Source organism: Pantoea sp. B_9 (assembly GCF_008632015.1).
GTDB classification, from domain to species: domain Bacteria; phylum Pseudomonadota; class Gammaproteobacteria; order Enterobacterales; family Enterobacteriaceae; genus Pantoea; species Pantoea dispersa.
Genome location: NZ_VWVL01000006.1, coordinates 265,046 through 286,431, shown reverse-complemented (window position 1 = coordinate 286,431; position 21,386 = coordinate 265,046). Strand labels below are relative to the sequence as shown.

Annotated in this window: 17 protein-coding genes; 9 read left to right on the top strand and 8 right to left on the bottom strand. The window is 58.6% G+C overall.

The features are described 5' to 3' along the window. Window positions 1-25: 25 nt before the first annotated feature. Together yhdP and tldD are read left to right on the top strand one after the other, a co-directional pair. Window positions 26-3,844 (top strand): AsmA2 domain-containing protein YhdP, encoded by a 3,819-nt coding sequence (gene yhdP / locus F3I21_RS18345; RefSeq protein WP_150059492.1) that lies wholly within the window; start codon window positions 26-28, stop codon window positions 3,842-3,844. A 64-nt stretch (window positions 3,845-3,908) separates the two neighbouring features. Next, window positions 3,909-5,354 (top strand): metalloprotease TldD, encoded by a 1,446-nt coding sequence (gene tldD, locus F3I21_RS18340; protein WP_021508147.1) that lies wholly within the window; start codon window positions 3,909-3,911, stop codon window positions 5,352-5,354. 326 nt (window positions 5,355-5,680) lie between these two features. Here tldD and aaeR read toward each other — a convergent pair whose 3' ends face one another. Beyond that, window positions 5,681-6,598: an HTH-type transcriptional activator AaeR gene (gene aaeR / locus F3I21_RS18335; RefSeq protein WP_058771467.1), complete on the bottom strand. Its 918-nt coding sequence runs from the start codon at window positions 6,596-6,598 to the stop codon at window positions 5,681-5,683. A gap of 258 nt (window positions 6,599-6,856) precedes the next feature. Here aaeR and aaeX point away from each other — a divergent pair, with 258 nt between their 5' ends. The 5 genes from aaeX to F3I21_RS18310 all read left to right on the top strand — a co-directional run bounded on the left by aaeX (window position 6,857) and on the right by F3I21_RS18310 (window position 11,813). Beyond that, the gene (gene aaeX, locus F3I21_RS18330; protein ID WP_021508145.1) at window positions 6,857-7,060 is read left to right on the top strand and encodes a p-hydroxybenzoic acid efflux pump operon protein AaeX; all 204 of its coding nucleotides are present in this window, start codon (window positions 6,857-6,859) and stop codon (window positions 7,058-7,060) included. An 8-nt stretch (window positions 7,061-7,068) separates the two neighbouring features. Beyond that, window positions 7,069-7,998: a p-hydroxybenzoic acid efflux pump subunit AaeA gene (gene aaeA, locus F3I21_RS18325; RefSeq protein ID WP_125310645.1), complete on the top strand. Its 930-nt coding sequence runs from the start codon at window positions 7,069-7,071 to the stop codon at window positions 7,996-7,998. A gap of 11 nt (window positions 7,999-8,009) precedes the next feature. Next, on the top strand, window positions 8,010-9,962 hold the full coding sequence (gene aaeB / locus F3I21_RS18320) for a p-hydroxybenzoic acid efflux pump subunit AaeB (RefSeq protein ID WP_150059491.1): 1,953 nt from the start codon (window positions 8,010-8,012) through the stop codon (window positions 9,960-9,962). Between the two features lie 111 nt (window positions 9,963-10,073). Continuing rightward, complete coding sequence (locus tag F3I21_RS18315; RefSeq protein ID WP_150059490.1) at window positions 10,074-11,528, top strand: NAD-dependent succinate-semialdehyde dehydrogenase; 1,455 nt, start codon at window positions 10,074-10,076, stop codon at window positions 11,526-11,528. 15 nt (window positions 11,529-11,543) lie between these two features. Next, on the top strand, window positions 11,544-11,813 hold the full coding sequence (locus tag F3I21_RS18310; protein WP_021508141.1) for a hypothetical protein: 270 nt from the start codon (window positions 11,544-11,546) through the stop codon (window positions 11,811-11,813). 59 nt (window positions 11,814-11,872) lie between these two features. Here F3I21_RS18310 and yhcN (F3I21_RS18305) read toward each other — a convergent pair whose 3' ends face one another. The 4 genes from yhcN (F3I21_RS18305) to argR all read right to left on the bottom strand — a co-directional run bounded on the left by yhcN (F3I21_RS18305) (window position 11,873) and on the right by argR (window position 13,826). Beyond that, window positions 11,873-12,139, bottom strand: a complete 267-nt coding sequence (gene yhcN, locus F3I21_RS18305) for a peroxide/acid stress response protein YhcN (protein ID WP_021508140.1) — start codon at window positions 12,137-12,139, stop codon at window positions 11,873-11,875. 103 nt (window positions 12,140-12,242) lie between these two features. Then, entirely contained in the window at window positions 12,243-12,509 is a 267-nt protein-coding gene (locus F3I21_RS18300; RefSeq protein WP_021508139.1) for a YdgH/BhsA/McbA-like domain containing protein, read from the bottom strand. A 90-nt stretch (window positions 12,510-12,599) separates the two neighbouring features. Then, window positions 12,600-12,863: a peroxide/acid stress response protein YhcN gene (gene yhcN, locus F3I21_RS18295; protein ID WP_021508138.1), complete on the bottom strand. Its 264-nt coding sequence runs from the start codon at window positions 12,861-12,863 to the stop codon at window positions 12,600-12,602. Window positions 12,864-13,355: 492 nt separating this feature from the next. Next, entirely contained in the window at window positions 13,356-13,826 is a 471-nt protein-coding gene (argR, locus tag F3I21_RS18290; protein ID WP_021508137.1) for a transcriptional regulator ArgR, read from the bottom strand. A 420-nt stretch (window positions 13,827-14,246) separates the two neighbouring features. Between argR and mdh the strand changes: the two genes are divergently transcribed. Further along, complete coding sequence (gene mdh / locus F3I21_RS18285) at window positions 14,247-15,182, top strand: malate dehydrogenase (protein WP_021508136.1); 936 nt, start codon at window positions 14,247-14,249, stop codon at window positions 15,180-15,182. A gap of 46 nt (window positions 15,183-15,228) precedes the next feature. On the opposite strand, the gene mscM is transcribed toward mdh, so the two are convergent. From mscM to rsgA, 3 genes are all read right to left on the bottom strand, one after another. Beyond that, a complete protein-coding gene (gene mscM, locus F3I21_RS18280; RefSeq protein WP_150059489.1) occupies window positions 15,229-18,564 on the bottom strand; it encodes a miniconductance mechanosensitive channel MscM in 3,336 nt (1,111 codons plus the stop codon). A 17-nt stretch (window positions 18,565-18,581) separates the two neighbouring features. Continuing rightward, window positions 18,582-19,478: an archaetidylserine decarboxylase gene (asd, locus tag F3I21_RS18275; protein WP_021508134.1), complete on the bottom strand. Its 897-nt coding sequence runs from the start codon at window positions 19,476-19,478 to the stop codon at window positions 18,582-18,584. Between the two features lie 93 nt (window positions 19,479-19,571). Next, window positions 19,572-20,621: a small ribosomal subunit biogenesis GTPase RsgA gene (gene rsgA / locus F3I21_RS18270; protein WP_031279822.1), complete on the bottom strand. Its 1,050-nt coding sequence runs from the start codon at window positions 20,619-20,621 to the stop codon at window positions 19,572-19,574. A 102-nt stretch (window positions 20,622-20,723) separates the two neighbouring features. Here rsgA and orn point away from each other — a divergent pair, with 102 nt between their 5' ends. Beyond that, a complete protein-coding gene (gene orn, locus F3I21_RS18265; protein ID WP_058759872.1) occupies window positions 20,724-21,272 on the top strand; it encodes an oligoribonuclease in 549 nt (182 codons plus the stop codon). The last annotated feature ends 114 nt before the right edge of the window (window positions 21,273-21,386 follow it).

The window sequence follows — 21,386 nt, the reverse complement described above, 5'->3', positions numbered from 1 at the left end:
CCCAACGGAAAGCAAGGAGAGGTGTGTGAGGCGGTTGCCGGGGATTTTGTTACTGCTGCTCGCCGCAATCATCGTCATTGTGGCGCTGCTGGTCAGCGGGCTGCGCCTTGTGATGCCGCATCTCAACAGCTATCGCGGCGAGGTGCTGCACACCCTTTCGCGCGTCAGCGGCGTCACCATCGATGCCAGTGAAATTCAGGGAAAATGGGAGAATTTTGGCCCGACCCTGCAGGTGCGCGATCTGCGTATCGACATGGATAAAGATGGCGAGCTGCAGATTGGCCGCGTTACGCTGGCGCTCAATGTGTGGCAGTCGCTGCTGCACTGGCGCTGGCAGTTCCGCGATCTCACCTTCTGGCAGCTGCGGCTGGCAACCAACCGTCCGTTGCTCACCAGCGACGAGCAAAAAAACAGCTTCAAACCGGCCCAAATCAACGATCTGTTCTTACGCCAGTTTGACCATTTCGATCTGCGCGACAGCAGCATCCGTTTTCTCACGCCATCCGGCCAGCATGCCGAACTGGCGATTCCCCGCCTTACCTGGCTGAACGAGGACAACCGCCATCGCGCCGAAGGCGAAGTGAGCCTGTCCAGCTTCACCGGCCAGCACGGCGTGGTGCAGGTACGGCTCGATCTTAACGATACCAACGGCTTACTCAACGACGGCCGCATCTGGATGCAGGCCGATGACGTGGACGTGCGCCCGTGGATTGGCCGCTGGCTGCGTGATAATACCAGCCTGCAAAGCGCGCGTTTCAGCCTGGCCGCGTGGGTCAATCTGCGCGACGGTGAGGTGTATGCAGGCGATCTGCTGCTGAGCAAAGGCGGCGCGCGCTGGCGCGGCGAGCAGGGCGATCATCAGCTGCAGGTGGATGGCCTGACCGCGCATCTGGCGCGCTACCAGAATGGCTGGAGCCTGACGGTGCCGCAAACCCGGCTGATGACTGACGGCGTGGCCTGGGATGCCGGCCATATCGCCCTGCTGTGGAAGCCGGAAGATAAACAGATGATCGGCGCGAACAGTGCAGCGGAAGTGCGGGTGCGCGCCACCCGGCTCGATCTGCAGCGTCTGGCACCGCTGGTGCCACTGTTTGCGCCGCTCTCGCCCACGCTGCTGGACAACTGGCGGGCGCTGCAGCCGCGCGGCTATATCGACGCGCTGGCGCTGGATATTCCGCTGGCGCAGCCGGAGCAGACGCGTTTGCAGGCGCGCTGGCGCGATCTGGCGTGGCAGCACTGGCAGCTTTTGCCGGGCATCAGCAATCTGAGCGGCAGCGCCAGCGGCAGTCTGAACCACGGCCAGCTGGATGTGCAGATGGGCCAGGCCGAAGTGCCGTACGGCGATATGTTCCAGGCGCCGTTACAGATTCAGCAGGTCACCGGCAGGATTAACTGGCTGCGCGATGGCAACGGCCTGACGCTGGATGGCCAGCAGCTGGACGTGCAGGCACGTTCGCTATGGGCGCGCGGCGATTTCCGCTATCAGCAAAATGTCGGTAAAGCGCCGCGCCTCGACATTCTTGCCGGGATTCGCGTCACCGACGCCGGTGATGCGTGGCGCTACTTCCCTGAGCCGCTGATGGGCCACGATCTGACGCAGTATCTCAGCGAAGCGGTCAAAGGCGGCCAGGTGGAGAATGCCACGCTGCTGTTTGCCGGCGATCCGCGTCTGTTCCCGTTCAAGCACCACGACGGCATGTTTGAAGTGGCCGTGCCGGTGCGCAATGCCACCTTCCAGTTCCAGCCAGGCTGGCCGGCGCTGCAAAACCTCGATATCGACCTCGATTTTATCAACGATGGTCTGTGGATGAAGGCGGCGCAAACCCGGCTGGGCGCGGTGGACGCGCGCAACGTCAGTGCGGTAATCCCGGATTACCTGAAAGAGAAGCTGATCATTGACGGTGATTTGAGCGGCGAAGGTAAAGATATCGCCGACTATTTTGCCCGCACGCCGCTCAAATCCACGCTGGGTGCGGCGCTGGAGCAGCTGCAGATTAGCGGCAACGTGCGTGGTTCGCTCAACCTGGATATTCCGCTGGATGGGGAACTGGTGCACGCCAGCGGTAACGTGGTGCTGAATAACAACAGCCTGCACATTAAGCCGCTCAACACCACGCTGAAAAACCTGACCGGACGTTTCCGCTACAACAACGGAAACCTGGAGAGTGAAGAGCTGCAGGCCAACTGGTTCGGTCAGCCCACCGGCGTGCGTTTCAGCACCACGGAAAATCCCGATGATTTTGGCGTTAACGTCAAACTGCTGGGCGACTGGCAGCCGGCAAAACTGGCCATGCTGCCTGCCAGCGTAAGCAGTAAGCTGGGCGGCAGTCTGGCGTGGCAGGGCAATGTCGACATCACGCTGCCGCATCAGGGTGGGGCGCGCTACAAGGTTGATATCAACGGTGACGGCAAGACAGTGAGCAGTCACTTACCTCCACCACTGGATAAAGAGGCCGGTGAGGCACTGCCCATCGCCATTAATGCCAGCGGCGATTTGCACAGTTTTAACCTCAGCGGCAGCGTGCGTGAGCACCATCGCTTTAACAGCCGCTGGCTGCTGGAGCCGCAGCTGCGCGTTGATCGTGGTATCTGGCTGAATGATGCCAAAAGCACGCCGGCGCTACCGGATCGGCGTGGGATGGTGCTTAATCTGCCGGCGCTGGACGGCGAAGCCTGGCTGGGGCTGATGACCGGCGCGACGGGTTCACGCAATGCGCAGGGCGAGACGGACATCGGCGGCGCACTGCTGCCGGGCGATGTGACGCTGCGCACTCCGGCCCTGACGCTCGGCGGCCAGCAGTGGCACGATGTTAATGCCACGGTGACCCAGGGCGCGGGCGGCAGTACGCAGCTGCAGCTGGAGAGCCGCGAAGCGCGCGGCAGCCTGCGAACCGCACAACACGCGCCGTGGCAAATCGACCTGAGCTATCTTTATTACAATCCGCAATGGAGTGACGACGAAGCGGGCAAGGCCTCCTCGCCGTTCAGTGGGGACAGCGGCATTGATTTCCGCAGCTGGCCAGCGCTGCAGCTCAACTGCGCTGAGTGCTGGCTGCGCGGGCAGAAGTTCGGCCACATTCAGGCCAGGCTCCAGCCGCAGGGAGAGACGTTAGCACTCACTAACGGCAGCGTCGATACCGGCAGCTCGAAGCTCAATGTCGCGGGTGAATGGGTGAACAAAGCGGGCGAGCAGCGCACCTCGTTAAAAGGCAGCCTGAGCGGCAAAAATATCAATGATGCCACCAACTGGTTTGGCATGAACACGCCGCTGCGCGATGCGCCGTTTAAAATTGATTATGACCTGCACTGGCGCTCCGCACCGTGGCAGCCTTCAGAAAAGACGCTGAGCGGCACGCTGAAAACCCATTTCGGCAAAGGGCAGATTGCGGATGTGAACACCGGTCGTGCCGGACAGTTGTTGCGGCTGGTGAGCTTCGATGCCCTGCTGCGTAAGCTGCGCTTCGATTTTAGCGATACCTTTAATGAAGGTTTCTGGTTTGATTCGATCAACGGCACGGCGTGGATTGAAAACGGCGTGATGCGCACCGATAACCTGCTGGTGGATGGCCTCGAAGCGGATATCGCCATGCAGGGCAAAATAGATCTGGTGCAGCGGCAAATCGACATGGAAGCGGTGGTGGCACCGGAGATCGGCGCCTCGGTTGGCGTGGCCACCGCGTTTGTGATTAACCCGGTGGTCGGCGCGGCGGTTTTTGCCGCCAGCAAGGTGCTGGCACCGTTGTGGAATAAGATTTCGCTGCTGCGCTATCACATCAGCGGACCGCTGGATAAGCCGGAAATCAATGAAGTGCTGCGCAAACCGCGCGAAGCCGATAAGAAGTGAATTTGACGCCGTCGGGGAATTGCCGCAGGCTATGACTATCCGAGCACATAATGAGTGAGAAACGATGACTCTGAATCTGGTAAGTGAGCAGTTACTAGCTGCGAACAGCATTAATCAGCAGGACCTTTTTTCCCTGTTAGGGCAGCTTTCAGAACGTCGTCTGGACTATGCCGATCTCTATTTTCAGTCCAGCTTCCATGAATCCTGGGTGCTGGAAGACAAAATCATTAAAGATGGCTCTTATCACATCGACCAGGGCGTGGGCGTCCGCGCGGTAAGCGGCGAGAAAACCGGTTTTGCCTATGCCGATCAAATCAGCCTCAACGCCCTGCGCCAGTCGTCCGAAGCGGCGCGCAGTATTGTGCGCGAGCAGGGCAACGGTAAAGCGCACGCGCTCTCCGCGGTGCTTAACCGTTCGCTGTACGCACCAGTCAATCCGCTGGACAGCCTGACGCGCGAAGACAAAATCGCGCTGCTGCACCGGGTTGATAAAGTGGCACGCGCTGCTGATCCGCGCGTGCAGGAAGTGAATGCCAGCCTGAGCGGCGTCTACGAGCAGGTGCTGGTCGCCGCCACCGACGGTACGCTGGCGGCGGATATTCGCCCGCTGGTGCGCCTGTCCATTAGCGTTCAGGTGGAAGATCAGGGTAAACGCGAGCGCGGCGCCAGCGGCGGCGGTGCGCGTACCGGCTACGAATTTTTCCTCGCCGATGAGAGCGGCGACGTACGGGCCGATGTCTGGGCGCGCGAAGCGGTGCGCATGGCGCTGGTTAACCTGTCCGCCGTCGCGGCGCCAGCCGGTACGCTGCCGGTGGTGCTGGGTGCGGGCTGGCCAGGCGTGCTGCTGCACGAAGCGGTGGGCCACGGTCTGGAAGGGGATTTCAACCGCCGCGAGACTTCCGTCTTCAGCGGTAAGATGGGCCAGCTGGTGGCGTCCGAACTCTGCACCGTGGTTGACGACGGTACCCTGCAGGGGCTGCGTGGTTCGCTGGCGGTGGATGATGAAGGCGTGCCGGGACAGTACAACGTGCTGATCGAAAACGGCGTGCTGAAAGGCTATATGCAGGACAAGCTCAATGCGCGTCTGATGGGCGTGCCGCCTACTGGTAACGGTCGTCGTGAATCCTATGCGCACCTGCCGATGCCGCGCATGACCAACACCTATATGCTGGCGGGCAAATCGACGCCGCAGGAGATCATTGAGAGTGTGGAGTATGGTCTCTATGCCCCTAACTTTGGCGGCGGCCAGGTCGATATCACCTCCGGCAAGTTTGTGTTTTCGACTTCCGAGGCTTATCTGATCGAGAACGGCAAAGTCACCAAACCGGTGAAAGGCGCGACGCTGATCGGCTCCGGCATTGAGGCGATGCAGCAGATTTCCATGGTCGGTAACGATCTGGCGCTGGATAAGGGCGTCGGCGTGTGCGGTAAAGAGGGCCAGAGCGTGCCGGTCGGCGTAGGTCAGCCCACGCTGAAGCTGGATAAAATTACCGTGGGCGGAACGGCTTAAGGTTCATGCTGGTGCGCATCAGTGCGCACCCTGTCAAAACCGCGCAATGGGTTTGTACAATGCTTGTCAGTTATGAGTAAACAGCACGCACACTTTGGTAGCGGCGCAATTTATTGCGCGAAGCATGGATGGGAACGGTGCTGCTAGTAGTACGCGCGATTAATCGCGCCGCTACGAAATCTGCGGTAATTGAATTTGGTACTTAACTGATCGGCATTACTCAATTGTTTTGCCAGGTCACCTTTCAGGGTGACCTGGCATGCATAACTGCCCCGCATTTTCCCGTATGCGCCCTTCAGGCCGACCACACCAGCGCCAGACGGCGGCTAACTTTTGCGGTGCTGCTGATACTGCCTTGCCACCTGCCTGAAATACTCGGTCAGATAATTGATACACACCTGCACCTTGAGCGGCAGCTTATCCTTCTCGGTATAGACGGCATACACCGGGCGCGGCTCCGAGTGATACTGCGGAAACAAAATATCGATCTCACCGGCGTTAATCTCATCAATCACCCACATTAGCGGCACATAGGCGATACCGCAGCCGGCTTTCAGCCAGCGAATCAGCGTCTGAGAATCATTGGTGACAAAACGTCCCTGCGGCGTCAGGCGCGTCACCAGACCTTCCGGCGCCACCAGCTCGAAGGTGTTATCCGGGCGCACGCTGTACTCCAGCCAGGAAAAGTTGTCGATTTCAGCCGGCTTTTCCGGCGTGCCGTGCTGGGCCAGGTAGCTCTTCGCCGCGCATACCACCATCGGCATGGCACCCAGCCGGCGCGAGAACAGGTTGGAATCCTGCAGCTCACCGACGCGTATCACCACATCCAGCCCGTTAGCAATCAGGTCCGGCGCCGGTATGCCGGTCATCAGGTTGACGCTCAGTCCCGGGTATTCGTGCAGCATCTCGCTGGTCATGGCGGAGAGGACATTTTGCGCCATGGTGGTTGAGCAGCCGATGCGTAAAATCCCGATCGGCGTGTTGTTGAAGGCGTACAGCTGTTCGTGCACCTGCGAGGCCTCAGCCAGCATGCGGCGGCAGCCCTGATAATAAATCTTACCGGCTTCGGTCAGGCCCAGACTGCGGGTGCTGCGGTTAAGCAGTTTCACCTGCAGCTCATCTTCCAGTCTGGCAACAATCTGGCTGATTGACGAGACGCTAAGCTGCAGCTGGCGTGCGGCGGCGGTAAATGAGCCCAATTCAACCACTTTGGCGAAAATGGACATGCCTTTGAGTCGTTCCATTGTTTACTCTGGCTAAAAAGTGATTTAGCTCACAATATGTAGAAAACGTATAGTCAAGCGCGTTACTATACGCACGCTGGGTCTCTTCACCGCACCTGAACACGGCAGTGTTTACCCGATGATACGCTATGATTAGCTCAACGCGGCCTGAATGTTGTCATCAGATTATCCGTCATCCCACTATCATCAACCCGACGTGCCAGAGGGCATGAGGGCAGGTATCGGTGCAATCCGGCAAGGTCGAACTAAGGAACCGAAATGAGTGTGCTTCCGGTATTTGTCGTATTCGGGCTGTCTTTTCCGCCCATCTTCATTGAACTACTGGTTTCGCTGGCGCTGTTCTGGCTGGTGAAACGCGTGCTGACGCCCAGCGGGATTTACGATCTGGTGTGGCACCCGGCACTTTTTAACACAGCGCTGTATTGCTGTGTGTTTTACCTTGTATCCCGTCTATTCGTCTGAGGTTTTAAGTGAAAGCGCTAATAAGAAAAATCGCGCGTTACGCCATTACGCTCCTGCTGGTTATCATCGCTGTTATTATCATCTTCCGCGCCTGGGTGTTCTATACCGAGTCGCCGTGGACGCGTGACGCCAAATTCTCCGCCGACGTGGTGGCGATCTCCCCGGACGTGACCGGACTGATCACTGACGTCCCGGTACACGACAACCAGCTGGTGAAAAAAGGCGATACGCTGTTTATCGTTGACCGTCCGCGCTACCAGAAAGCGCTGGATGAGGCGCAGGCGGATGTCGAATATTACCAGGCGCTGGTCAGCGAAAAACGCCGTGAAGCGGCGCGCCGTAACCAGCTCGGTACCAGCGCGATGTCGCGTGAAGCCATTGAGCAGTCGAACAGCGACCTGCAGACCAGCGAACATCAGCTGGCCAAAGCGGTGGCGACGCGCGATCTGGCGGTGATCGACCTCGATCGCACCACCATCAAAGCGCCGTCCGACGGCTGGGTCACCAACCTCAACGTCTATCAGGGTGAATTCATCACGCGCGGCTCGGTGGCCGTGGCGCTGGTGCAGCAGCACTCGTTCTACGTGCTGGCCTACATGGAAGAGACCAAGCTGGATGGTGTGCGTCCCGGCTTCCGCGCGGAGATTACCCCGCTGGGCAGCAACACGGTGCTGCGCGGCACGGTTGACAGCATCGCGGCTGGCGTGACCAACAGCAGCAGCAGCGTCGACAGCAAAGGCATGGCCACCGTGGACTCCAACCTTGAGTGGGTGCGTCTGGCGCAGCGCGTGCCGGTGCGTATTCGCCTTGACGATCAACCCGGCAACCGCTTCCCGGCGGGGACCACCGCCACCGTGGTGATCACCGGTGACAAAGACCGCCAGACCAAAGTGTCGCCGATGGCGCAGCTGTTCAACCGCCTGCGTGAGTTTGGTTAAGCGGGGGCGATATGATTGAGTTTTTGCGTTTCCCGGTAAAGCTGACCTTCGCGCTGGTGGCAGCGCTGATGATTGGCTTTCATTTCAATCTGGAAACGCCGCGCTGGGCGGTGATGACCGCCGGCATCGTGGCTGGCGGCACCGCCTTTGCCGCGGGCGGCGATCCCTACTCTGGCGCACTGCGCTACCGTGGCGTTCTGCGTATTATCGGCACCTTTATCGGCTGTATCGCTGCACTCACCATCATGATTGCGACGGTGCGCGCGCCGGTGGTGATGCTGCTGCTGTGCTGCCTGTGGGCCGGCATGTGCGTCTGGCTCTCATCGCTGATTAAAGTCGAAAACTCCTACGCGCTGGGCCTCGCCGGCTACACTGCGCTGATCATCGTGGTGACCGCAGATGCCAGCGGCGGTCTGACGCTGGCGCCGCAGTTCGCCGTGGAGCGCTGCAGCGAAATTGTGCTCGGTATCCTGTGCGCCATTCTCGCCGACATGCTGTTCTCTCCGCGCTCGATCAAGAAAGTGATTGATGCGGAAGTGGATGCGCTGCTGGTAGCGCACTACCGCCTGCTGCAGCTGTGCGTGGCACACGAGGATAAAGAGGAAGTCGACAAAGCCTGGAGCGCACTGGTGCGCCGCACGACCGCGCTCAACGGTATGCGCAGCCAGCTGCTGATGGAGTCGTCGCGCTGGAGCAACACCAGCCGCCGGTTGCAAATGCTCAACACGCTATCGCTGACGCTGATTACTCAGGCCGCTGAGACCTTCCTGATTCAGAATTCGCGCCCGGATTACATCCCCCCGCAGTATCGTCTGCTGATTGAAAAAGAGATAACCAGCGTCAGCGACGTGCATAAGCGCATGAAGCTGATGCGCCGCGTTATTGGTGTTAGCAGTAAAAGCGTGCCGTTTACCCTGGCCAGCTGGGTCGGCGCGGCGACCGAATATCTGCTGCTGATCAATGGCGTCAAAAGTAACAGCCGTATCACCACGCTGGAGGAGAGCATTCTGCAGCGTGAGGTGGTGATCCAGGCGCGTTCAGCGGAGACGCATCATGCGATGATCAATGGCGTGCGTACCTTTGTCGCCACCGCGCTCGGTTCGCTGTTCTGGCTGTATACCGGCTGGACTTCCGGCAGCGGCTGCATGGTGATGCTGGCGGTGATTACCGCGCTGGCGATGCGTATGCCGAATCCGCTGATGATGGCGAAAGACTTCTTCTACGGCATGGCCTTTGCGGTGCCGCTGGGCATGCTCTACTTCATCTGGGTATTGCCGGGCACCCAGCAAAGTGCCTTGCTGTTGTGTATCGCGATTGGCGCACTCGGCTTTATCGGCGGCATCTTTGTACAGCGGCGGCAGATTGGTACGCTGGGCGCGCTGATCGGCACCATCAATGTGCTGGTGCTGGATAACCCGATGAAGTTTGAGTTCAACGTGTTTCTCGACAACGCGCTCGGTCAGTGGATTGGCAGCTTTGTAGCGATGATGGTGATTTTGCTGATTCGTGACAAATCCAAAGCCCGCACCGGACGCAAGCTGCTGAATCGCTTTATGTATGCTGCGGTGGCCGCGCTGACCACCAATCAGGCGCGCCGGCGGGAAAACCATTTACCGGCGCTTTATCAGCAGCTGTTCCTGCTGCTTAACCTGTTCCCGGGCGATATCGACAAATACCGGATTGCGCTCACGCTGATTATTGGTCATCAGCGCCTGCGCAACGCGGAGGTACCGGTCAATGCCGATCTGTCGGCGTATCACCGCCAGCTGCGCGCCACCGCCGACCGCATTATTGCGGCCAGCAGCGATGATAAACGGCGCTACTACTTTGAGCGCCTGCTGCAGGAGCTGGACGTTTATCAGCAGAAGCTGCAGCACTATGCCGCCCCGGCCAGTGTGACTGAACCGGTGAAACGGCTGTCGATGATGCTGGATAAGTACCAGAACACCCTCATCCAAATCTGAAACTGGCCGCTGCCTGGCGCAGCGGCTGGCCTGATGCCACGCTGACCCTCATTGCCCGATTATTGCCATCTATACTTTCCTGACAGGATGCTTACTGACAGGAGAATAACGATGTCCACTTCCCTGCAACAACACGAACTGTTCAACACTGGCTACTTCTCTGACGGCCAGTGGCACACCGCCAGCAGCACCTTTGATGTCACCAATCCGGCCACCGGCGAGGTACTGGCGCAGGTGGCGAAAGCCGGCAAGGCTGAAACCGAACAGGCGATTGCCGCCGCGCAGCGCGCCTTTCCGGCGTGGCGCGACAAAACCGCCAAACAGCGCAGCGAAATCCTTTATCGCTGGTACCAGCTGATCATTGAGCACAAAAGCTGGCTGGGCCAGCTGATGACCGCCGAGCAGGGCAAACCGCTAAAGGAAGCCGAGGGTGAAGTAGAGTACGCCGCCAGCTTTATTCAATGGTTTGCCGAGCAGGCGAAGCGCGCCAACGGCGAAATTATCCCGCCAGCCAAAGCCGGTTCGCGCATTCTGGCGACGCGCGAGCCGATTGGCGTGGTCGCGGCCATCACGCCGTGGAATTTCCCGATGGCGATGCTGACGCGCAAACTCGGCCCGGCGCTGGCGGCCGGCTGCACCGGCATCATCAAGCCAGCCAATAACACCCCGCTCAGCGCCTTTGCGCTGGTGGCGCTGGCACAAAAAGCGGGCGTGCCGGACGGCGTGCTGAACGCGGTAGCTGGCGACACGCACGCCATCAGCGACGCCATTATGGCTTCCCGCGCGGTGCGTAAAATCTCCTTTACCGGTTCCACCGCAGTGGGGAAAACGCTGATGCGGAACGCGGCCGAAACCATGAAGAAAGTCTCGATGGAGCTGGGCGGCAACGCGCCCTATATCGTGTTTGACGATGCCGATATCGACGCGGCGGTGCAGGGGGCTATCGCCAACAAATTCCGCAACGCCGGGCAGGTGTGCGTCAGCGTTAACCGCTTCTATATCCACAACGCAATATACGACCGCTTTGTGCATCAGCTGGCTGAGGCGGTGGGCAAACTGAAAGTGGGCAATGGCGTGGAGCCGGGCGTGGTGGTCGGGCCGCTGATTGAGCCGTCCGCGGTGGAGAAAGTGGCGGAGCATGTCAAAGATGCGCTGAGCAAAGGCGGGAAACTGCTGGTGGGCGGCGAGCGTCATCCGCTGGGCGGCAACTTCTGGCAGCCGACGGTGATTGCCGATGCGCATGAAGAGATGCAGCTGGCGCAGGAAGAGACCTTCGGTCCGGTGGCCGCCTGCTTCCGCTTTGACGATGAAGCTGAGGTGATCGCGCGCGCCAACAACACCGAATACGGTCTGGCGGCTTACTTCTATACGCAGAATCTGCAGCGCGTGTTCCGCGTTTCGGCGGCGCTGGAAGCCGGCATGATTGGGATCAACGAGTGTGCGGTCTCGACCGAGCTGGCGCCGTTTGGCGGCGTGAAAGAGTCCGGGCTGGGACGCGAAGGATCGGTGCTGGGCATGGAAGAGTATCTGGAAGTCAAAGCGCTGCACCTCGGCGGTCTGGCGTAGCGAGAGGATGTCACCATGAGAACCGAGCGTTTCGACTTCAATGAAATCGTCGATCAGGCTCATTTCTACCGTCAGTTTTGCGAACGTTTCGCGCTGGCGGATCGCACCATTCACGATCTGGACGATCTGTGGGAAATGATCATCGGCGAGCAGATCCCGCTGCCGCTGGAAATTGCGTTCATCAATCTGGGGAAAGGTCAGAAACGCCGCTATGGTGCGCTGATATTGCTATTCGATGAGGCAGAAGAGGAGCTGGAAGGCCAGCTCCGCTTTAATGTTCAGTAGCACAACCAAAAAGGGCCCCGGCAGGCGGGGCCAAAGGGTTCGTCAGAATTGACGAGGAATTATTTGTACAGCTCTGCAGTCAGGTGATAGCTGTCACCGGTGCGCGCTTCAATCACTTTATACGCGCTGGCACCCTGCTCATCGGCTTTCTGAGAAAGCTGAGCGCGGTAATCCATAGGTGAGCCGCCTGTTCCGCTAACGGTAATGGTCTGGCCGGTAGATTGCAGATTCTGCGCGGATTCATCCGTTACCAGTTGGGCAGCCGAAGCGCCAAAAGCGAACAGAGAAAGCAGCGTAGCGGTTGCGATGGTTGTTTTGATTTTCATAATTCGTCTCCTCATTAGAATCAACAACCTGCGGCACGAAGAGGGTAAGCGGGTCGTCGATCTTCTCCCGGCGACTGCATAACGCCGGATCGATAGTTAAAGTTTATTTGTACAGTTCAGCCGTCACGTGGAAGGTGTTGTCCTGATTGTTCTCAATGATGCGGTAATGGCTCGCACCCTGAGCATCGGCTTTCTGGGACAGTTCCTGACGGATATTGGTCTGGTCGCCGTCGACGCCGCTCACGCTAATGGTCTGATTCAGCGGCTGCAGATTTTCAGCCTGGGTGTTGGTTACCAGGGTGGCAGCACTGGCGCCAAAAGACAGAACGGAAGCCAGACTCAGTACAGCAATAGATAATTTGGTTTTCATGATTCACTCTCCTGAAATGGGGTGGGCAACCTGAGAGGCAAACGCCTCTCAAACGGGTCGCCGTTCACACTGCATCTTGTTCCGGCAAACTTATTTATAAAGTTCCGCGGTTGCGTGGTAGCTGTTGTCGTTATAAGCCTCAACAACGCGATAGGCTTTAGCACCTTGCGCTTCAGCTTTGGCGTTCAGCTGCTGATGGATATCCATCGGTGAGCCGCCAATGCCGCTGACGCTGATGGTGCCGACCGGCTGCAGGTTCGCTGCCTGTTCGGCATTGATAGAATCTGCGGCGAAAGCACCAAATGACAGGGCAGATAGAACACTCAGGGTGGCGATAGTAGTTTTAACGTTCATGGTATTTTTCCTCGTCTTCTGTTTTTCTCTTTTTGATTTCGTGTGATTTGCATCACGAAAAGAAGTATAGATCTAATCACCCATGAAATTAATATCCCGCTAATAATGATTGGTTGTAATTCTTTATCCTTATGGCACATTTTTATAACGCAAAGTTATTAAAACCGCCTGGATCTTAACCAGGAGGGTGTATTTCCATGCAAAAACAATGATCTGCATCAAATTATCTTTTTGTGCGAAACAATGTGGTTGATCAAGCTGGCTGCGCGCTAAAAGCAAGAGATAACCGCTAAGCACTAATTGTAAAGCAGCGTAAAATAGCGCAAAGGGTTAAGCAGGCGAAAAGGTCGTACCAATACTTCCCCGCATTGAGAACCCGGCGGAATATGGCTAAGCGGTTATTTTGTAAGGTGTTGGCGATAAAACAGCGGGAGAAACGCGGGTGGGCAGGCAAGGTTACCGGCAGGTGAACCGCCGGTAACATACAGGGTTTTATAGTTCCTGTTCGAATAACACCAGCACGGCGTCATACAGCTGCTTCACCGTAAAGGCGCGCGCTGGCGTAATAAAGATGGTGTCGTCACCGGCGATGGTGCCGAGGATGCCTTCGGCTTTGCCGAGGGAGTCGAGCAGGCGGGCGATCAATTGGGCTGCGCCCGGGCTGGTATGAATCACTACCAGCGCATCGTTATAGTCGATATCCAGCACCAGATTCTTCAGCGGGCTGGTGGTGGTGGGCACGCCCAGTTCGGCAGGCAGGCAGTACACCATCTCCATTTTGGCGTTACGCGTGCGCACCGCGCCAAACTTGGTCAGCATACGAGAAACTTTTGACTGGTTGATGTTGCCGAAGCCGTCTTCCTGCAGCGCCTGGACAATTTCGCCCTGAGAGCTGAACTTTTCTTCTTTCAGTAAGGCTTTGAACGCCTTTATTAGATCGTCTTGTTTAGATGGGTTTCGCATAAGCTACCAATAAAAGAGGGTTGCAGCAGGCAACAGGCCCGTCGCAGATAAATTATTATGCATTTAGATGAATTTTTATGCAATAAGCGGATGCGTGAATTCACGGCATGCGCGTGTGGGGCGGGCATGATAACAGAGTTTTATCCTGCACCAAAATCGCGCGCTGGCGCGCAAAGCGAAGGTTGCAAAGTTGTTATATTATTGAAGTGGTAACAACAAAACGATGATCATTGCCGTCCATAGTCTTCTGGCTGCGACTGGATCATTCAGGCGACTTCTGAAGTGGAGATGTCTCGGGAGCCGATTGCGGCGTAATGTTATTGCGCGACAGGTGTGTCGCTATCGCCTGAGAAGTTGATTAAACTCGTAACCTGATGGATTTCCGGCATATCTCTGCCCCACCTTAATAAGGAGTTCAGGATGAAAGTTGCCGTTCTCGGTGCAGCTGGTGGTATTGGCCAGGCACTCGCTCTGCTGCTCAAGACCCAATTACCCGCAGGTTCAGCCCTCTCACTGTATGACATTGCCCCGGTGACACCAGGCGTCGCGGTTGATCTCAGTCACATTCCTACCGCCGTGAAAGTTGAAGGGTTCAGTGGCGAAGATGCGACGCCGGCTCTGCACGGCGCCGATGTGGTGCTGATCTCGGCCGGTGTGGCACGCAAACCTGGCATGGACCGCGCCGATCTGTTTAACGTCAACGCCGGTATCGTGCGTAACCTGATTGAACAGGTGGCGACCACCGCGCCAAAAGCGCTGATTGGCGTCATCACTAACCCGGTAAATACCACGGTGGCGATTGCCGCCGAAGTGCTGAAAAAAGCCGGTGTGTACGATAAAAACCGGCTGTTTGGCGTCTCGACGCTGGATGTGATTCGCGCCAATACCTTTGTCGCTGCCCTGAAGGGCAAACAGCCTACGGAGATTGAAGTGCCGGTGGTCGGCGGGCATTCAGGCGTGACCATTCTGCCGCTGCTGTCGCAGGTTAAAGGCGTCAGCTTCAGCGAGCAGGAGATCGCCGACCTGACGAAACGTATTCAGAATGCCGGTACCGAAGTGGTGGAAGCCAAAGCCGGTGGCGGCTCGGCGACGCTGTCGATGGGCCAGGCGGCGGCGCGCTTTGGTCTGTCGCTGATTCGTGCACTGCAGGGCGAAGCCAATGTCGTAGAGTGCGCCTATGTGGAAGGCGACGGCGAGTACGCGCGCTTCTTCTCGCAGCCGCTGCTGCTGGGCAAAAACGGTATCGCCGAACGCCGTCCGCTCGGGCCGCTCAGTGATTTCGAACAGCAGGCGCTCAACGGCATGCTGGAGACGCTGAAAAAAGATATCGCGCAGGGCGAAGAGTTTGTGAAGTAACCCGCGCGTAAAGAAAAAACGCCCGGCGCATACCGGGCGTTTTGTTTTACAGGCCACCGGATTTGAAGGTCCGGCTGCCAGGCGAACCGTTGCTGGCCGGCGTTTTGCGCCCCAGCGTTTCCATGCGAACCTGGAACGGCGGGAACGGCATCTCAATGCCATGCTCTTCAAAGCCGCGCAGAATCAGCTGATGCAGCTCATGACGCAGCGGCATACGATGGCCCATCTCCGCCGCGTGCACGCGCAGCTCAAACAGCTGAATGCCCTGCTGCAGGTCCACCAGGAACACATCCGGCGCTGGCATATCCAGCACATAGGTGCAGCGATCGGCCGCCTGCTTCAGGATGGTCGTCACCTCTTCGCTGTTAACGTGGGCCGGTGCCGGAATGGTCAGCACCACGCGCGTCACCGAATCCGACAGCGACCAGTTGACGAACTGCTCGGTGATAAAGGCCTTGTTCGGCACGATAATCTCTTTGCGGTCCCAGTCGGTAATGGTGGTGGCGCGCGTATTGATGCGGGTGATGCTGCCGGTCAAATCGCGAATGGTCACGGTATCGCCGATACGAATGGGTTTCTCAAACAGGATGATCAGACCGGAGATAAAGTTGGCAAAGATCTCCTGCATCCCGAAGCCCAGCCCCAGACCCAGCGCCGCTACCAGCCACTGCAGTTTTGACCACTCCACGCCAATAATCGAAAAGCCAATCAGACCGCCGACCAGCATCAGCGCGTATTTGGTCAGGGTGGTAATGGCGTAACCGGTACCGGGCGACAGGCTGAGGTGTTGCAGCAGCGCCAGCTCCAGCAGCGCCGGCATATTGCGCACCAGCTGGGTGGTAATGATAAAGATCAGGATGGCGATCAGCACGGCACCCAGCGTAATGGGCTGTACGCTCTCGACGCCCTGCACCGTGGTGCTGGCATCCCACAGCGGAATGTTGTCGAGGAAGCTGAACGCGGAGTGAATCTCAGACCACAGCACAATCACTGACACCAGTGCAATCAGCGTCAGAATCGAGCGGACCAGCCGCAGCGACTGCGCGCTGATCGCATCCAGATCGATAATCGGCTCTTCGACTTCCACGGTATCGGTGCTGACGGCAGACTGCTGCTCTTTTTCCTCTTCGCTGCGCGCGCGGTTGGCCAGCATATCGGCACGACGCTGGCGCGCGCGGTCAAAAGCGATGCGGCGGCGCTGAATCAGCATCCAGCGGCGAATGATGTGGTAAATCACCAGCAGGAAGAACCAGATGCCGACCGAGGTTTCCAGACGCGCCAGCAGCGCCTGCGCGGTGGCCAGATAGCCAATGCAGGAGGCCAGCGCCGCCACCAGCGGAATGGCGATCATCAGGTTCCACAGAATCCGGTTAACGAAGTTGTCGCCGTTGCCCTCTTTATCCAAATAGAGCGGGATACCGGCGCGTTTCAGACTGACGGTGACAATGCTCAGCGCCCCGCAGATCAGAATAAAGCACAGGCGCCCCAGCGTGGCGGAGAACTGCGGATCGTCGAGATTGGCGAAAGCAATCAGCAGCATAATCAGCGGTACGATCAGGCCGACCGTCAGCGAGTAATAACGCATGGCGCGCGCGACCCGCGCCTGCGGCCAGCGGAAGTGCACGACAAACAGGCCGTCAGGACGGGCAAACGCCGCGCTGATCATGAACGCCCACAGCAGCGGCAGGGTGGCAGTGATGCCATCGCCAATCGCTACGGCAAACGGGTAAGGCCAGGCGTGCTGCAGGCCAAAGCCGAGCGCGGCCCACAGTACCGGCAGCGGCACCGCGACCAGAATCGACCAGAAGACGGTGCGCAGCGTCAGGCTGAAGCGGTCCTGCGTTACTTTCCCCACGCGGCTGGCCGCGCGCGCCATAAAGGCGTTGTAGTGACGACGCGTGCTGATGCTAAAGCCCACCAGCAGAATGGCGCCGATGATCGGCAGCACCGTTTCGCGGTTAGTGAACATCATCGCCAGCGCTTTGCCCAACTGGCCCAGCGTGTCCAGCGACAGCAGGCGAGTCAGATCGGTGGCCACATCCAGCGGATATTTCAGGCCAACCGGGCTGACGTCGGCGGTCCAGAACAGATAGCGGTGCGTCGCCTCTTTGACTTCACTCAGCGCGTCCTGCAGCTGCGTATTGGAAACCTTCAGCTTGGTGATTTCCAGAATCAGCGTGTCGCAGCCGGAAATCAGTGAGTTCAGCAGTTCACGCTGGGTTTTCAGCTGGGCATCCAGAATGCGCGTCTGTTCACTGGTGAACGGCGTGCCGTCCGCCTGTTTCTCTTTGCGCAGCGCCTGCTGGCGCTCCAGCAGGTCTTCATAATGCAGCCGCTGCACGCGCAGCTGGCCCATTTCACTGTCGATCTGCTGGGATTTCGGCATCTCCGGCAGGCGCGCCACCTGCGCGCGCAGCGCTTCACCCAACAGATTCGACACGCCCAGCCACTGTGACTGCTCGCGCAGCGTGCTCAGCGCCTGGCGCACCTGCAATGTCTGATTGGTGGCGAGACGCTGCTGCGAGGCCACCAGATCCATACGCTGCGCCTGCTGATTCAGATCGGCGGAGAGCTCGCGGTTAACGCGGAACTGATCGCTGATGGAGGCCGGCAGATCGCCGCTGTTTTCCGCCAGCTGTTCGGTGCGCTCCAGCGCCAGTTCGGCTTCGCGCTGACGCTGGTTGTTGAGCTGATTGCGCAGCGCCTGCAGATAGTTATCCAGCTGGGTCGCTTTGCGCTGATGCACTTCCGCGCGCATGCGCGCCAGCTCCTGACGGTTATTGGCCGACAGCTGCGCCAGCTCCAGCTCATCTACCCGCGCTTTACTGGCAGCGCTCTCGGTCTGACGCGCATAAATCTGCGCCTGTGCCAGCGGGGTAGCGGCAGCCGCCACGCCCTGTGCGCGCCGTTCGCTTTCGGTCATGGCGCGCCGCGCATCGGTCTGCTGCTGCGGCAGCTGCGACAGTGAATCGCTGATTTCGCGGGCGCGATCCTGCTCCTGCTGCGCCTGGCGGCTCTCCTCCAGCAGCTGGCTGCTAACCTGCAGGATCTCCTGATCCAGCTCGGCATTGCTCATGTTGCTGCGCACTGGCTTGCTGCTGTCAGTCAGCGTGGCGATTTGCTGACGCAGCTCGCGCGCCAGCCGCGGGAAATCATCGATCACCTGCTGATACTGTTTCGCCCGCTCCAGCGAGTCGTCGCGTTCGGACAGGAAATTAATTGCTGCTTCCAGCGCCTGCACCTGTTCGGCCTGGCTGGGCGAGCTTTTCGCGGATTTCGCCGTTTCCAGATCCTGTTTTAACTGGCTGGCGGGTGGAACGGTGGCGGCAAAGACGGTGCTGCTGAGCACCAGGCTCAGCAGCAGAAAAAGAGAGGCGCGCACGGCGGTGTTTCCCGGAATTAGTCGATGAGCGGAGCACTGTCGCCGGGCTGCGGCAGGGCGATAGCCAGCGGCTGACCCAGGCGGGTTTTGCTTTCGGCTTCAAGGCTTTCAGCCAGCTTAACGCGGTTCGGCGCGAACAGGTTGATCACCGTCGAGCCCAGCTTAAAGCGGCCCATCTCCTGACCTTTCAGCAGCACGACCGCGCCATCATGATCGGCCGATGGGTAGCGCCAGCGTTTGATCACCCCTTCGCGCGGCGGCGTCACGGTGCCGGCCCAGACGGTTTCGATGCTGCCGACAATGGTGGCGCCCACGAGGATCTGCACCATCGGGCCGTGATCGGTATCGAATACGCAGATCACGCGTTCGTTACGGGCAAACAGGTTCGGGATGTTGCGCGCGGTCAGCGGGTTAACCGAGTAGAGGTCGCCCGGCACGTAGATCATTTCGCGCAGGATGCCGTTACACGGCATGTGCACGCGGTGGTAGTCGCGCGGCGCAAGGTACGTGGTAACGAACTCACCGTCGACAAATTTTTCCGCCAGATCGTCATTGCCGGCCAGCAGCGCCTGCAGCGAGTAGGTGTGGCCTTTGGCCTGGAAGATCTGATCGCCAGCAATACGGCCCAGCTGGCTGATGGCGCCATCGGCTGGCAAGGCCAGCAGCGAAGCGTCCGGATCGATAGGGCGCGCACCCTCTTTTAACGGGCGTACAAAGAAGTCATTAAAGGTGCGATAGCTGCCGGTGTGCGGCTTGCTGGCTTCCGCCATATCCACTTTGTAGAACCAGACAAAAATGTCGATGACCGCTTTGGTCAGCCAGCCAGCGCGGCGGCTGGCGCCCCAACCGGCGAGTTCGGTCAGCGCTTTTTTAGGCAGAATGTGATTCAGGCCGAGTTTAAAACGATCAAACACCGTTGCCTCCTGGCTTAATAACGTTTGGTTTACACAAAAGGGGGCGGATTGTAGCAGCGCCCCGGTCAGTTGGCGAATGTGCCGTTGTACCCGTTAATCTTCGCTGGCGGAAAAGTTTTTACGCGTTTTTACCTGCGCCATGCTCTCCAGAATACGGTGGTAGTTATCGAAGCGTGAAATGTCGATGATCCCGTTCTCCACCGCTTCGCGGATGGCGCAGCCTGGGTCGTTGTCGTGCTTGCAGTCACGGAACTTGCAACCGCCGAGAAATTCACGAAATTCGACAAATCCCTGAGTAATTTGTTCCGGCTCCAGATGCCACAAACCGAACTCGCGCACGCCTGGCGAATCGATGACATCGCCGCCGTGCGGGAAGTGATACAGCCGTGAGGCGGTGGTGGTGTGCTGGCCGAGGCCGGACACATCCGACACATCATTGGTCAGGATCTCATCGCCTGCCAGGTCGAGGCCGAGCAGGTTGTTCAGCAGGCTGGATTTGCCCACGCCCGACTGGCCGGCAAAAATGCTGACCCGGCCGGTGAGCGCCGCTTCCAGATCCTTCAGTCCGTCTTTGGCGCGGCTCGACACCATCAGTACGCGATAGCCAATGTGGCGATAGATATCCATCTGCTCATCGACAAACGCCCGCGCGTCGTCATCCAGCAGATCGGTTTTATTCAATACCAGCAGCGGCTCCACGCCGAGCGTTTCGCTGGCCACCAGATAGCGATCGATAATGTTCAGCGACAGCTCCGGCAGGATCGCCGACACAATAATGATCTGATCAATGTTAGCGGCGATCGGTTTTACGCCATCATAGAAGTCCGGGCGCGTCAGCACCGTCTGGCGCGGGTGTACGGCTTCAACAATACCTTTGCCGCCGTTTTCGCCGGCGGCGCGCCACACCACGCGGTCGCCGGTGACCAGCGAGCGAATGGTGCGGCGGATATTACAGCGATGCACCTCGCCGGCGCTGTCTTCCACATCCGCGTGCATGCCAAAGCGGCTGATCACTACGCCCTCAGAGGCTTCACCAAACAGGCTGTCGTCCGGTTCCGGCTTTTCGTTCCGTTGCTGCAGACGACGCTGATGGTTGGCGCTGACGCGACGTTGTTGACCCTTCGACAATTTATTTTTGCTCACGCATCCTCTCACGCTTTCGCCAGGCTTCGCCCCGCTGGGCAAAACGTCTATGATACACCTTAATTCAGGCTAATGACGACTTTGGCAACAGGCGGGAAATGCATGACAGCGGGAAATGAAAACAATCTGATTTGGATCGACCTGGAAATGACCGGACTGGATCCGGAGCGCGATCGCATTATTGAGATCGCCACCATTGTAACGGACGCCAATCTTAATATTCTGGCCGAAGGTCCAGTACTGGCGGTGCATCAGTCCGATGCGCAGCTGGCGCTGATGGATGACTGGAACGTGCGCACCCACACCAATAGCGGGCTGGTTGCGCGCGTGAAAGCCAGCCAGCATGACGATCGTGCGGCGGAGCAGGCGACGATTGCGTTTCTGCAGCAGTGGGTTCCGGCCAACACCTCACCGATTTGCGGCAACAGCATTGGCCAGGATCGCCGCTTCCTGTTTAAGTACATGCCGGCGCTGGAAGCCTATTTCCACTACCGCTATCTGGATGTCAGCACGCTGAAAGAGCTGGCGCGCCGCTGGAAGCCAGAGATTCTGCCAGGCTTTAAAAAGGCCGGTACGCATCAGGCGCTGGACGACATTCGCGAGTCCATTGCCGAGCTGGCCTACTACCGCGAGCACTTCCTGCAGCTGTAAATTAACGCGGGTGCGCAGGAAAGCAGCAGTTTGCCGATTAAAACAGCAAACGCGCGCAAAGCGCAAAATTTTGCTTTGCAACGCTTGCGGCGGGAAGGATTTCTCGTATAATGC

Coding starts and splice junctions, on each gene's coding strand:
- tldD (WP_021508147.1), top strand. CDS start 3,909: ATGACTCTGAATCTGGTAAGTGAGCAGTTACTAGCTGCGAACAGCATT.
- aaeR (WP_058771467.1), bottom strand. CDS start 6,598: ATGGAACGACTCAAAGGCATGTCCATTTTCGCCAAAGTGGTTGAATTG.
- aaeX (WP_021508145.1), top strand. CDS start 6,857: ATGAGTGTGCTTCCGGTATTTGTCGTATTCGGGCTGTCTTTTCCGCCC.
- aaeB (WP_150059491.1), top strand. CDS start 8,010: ATGATTGAGTTTTTGCGTTTCCCGGTAAAGCTGACCTTCGCGCTGGTG.
- F3I21_RS18315 (WP_150059490.1), top strand. CDS start 10,074: ATGTCCACTTCCCTGCAACAACACGAACTGTTCAACACTGGCTACTTC.
- F3I21_RS18310 (WP_021508141.1), top strand. CDS start 11,544: ATGAGAACCGAGCGTTTCGACTTCAATGAAATCGTCGATCAGGCTCAT.
- yhcN (WP_021508140.1), bottom strand. CDS start 12,139: ATGAAAATCAAAACAACCATCGCAACCGCTACGCTGCTTTCTCTGTTC.
- F3I21_RS18300 (WP_021508139.1), bottom strand. CDS start 12,509: ATGAAAACCAAATTATCTATTGCTGTACTGAGTCTGGCTTCCGTTCTG.
- yhcN (WP_021508138.1), bottom strand. CDS start 12,863: ATGAACGTTAAAACTACTATCGCCACCCTGAGTGTTCTATCTGCCCTG.
- argR (WP_021508137.1), bottom strand. CDS start 13,826: ATGCGAAACCCATCTAAACAAGACGATCTAATAAAGGCGTTCAAAGCC.
- mdh (WP_021508136.1), top strand. CDS start 14,247: ATGAAAGTTGCCGTTCTCGGTGCAGCTGGTGGTATTGGCCAGGCACTC.
- orn (WP_058759872.1), top strand. CDS start 20,724: ATGACAGCGGGAAATGAAAACAATCTGATTTGGATCGACCTGGAAATG.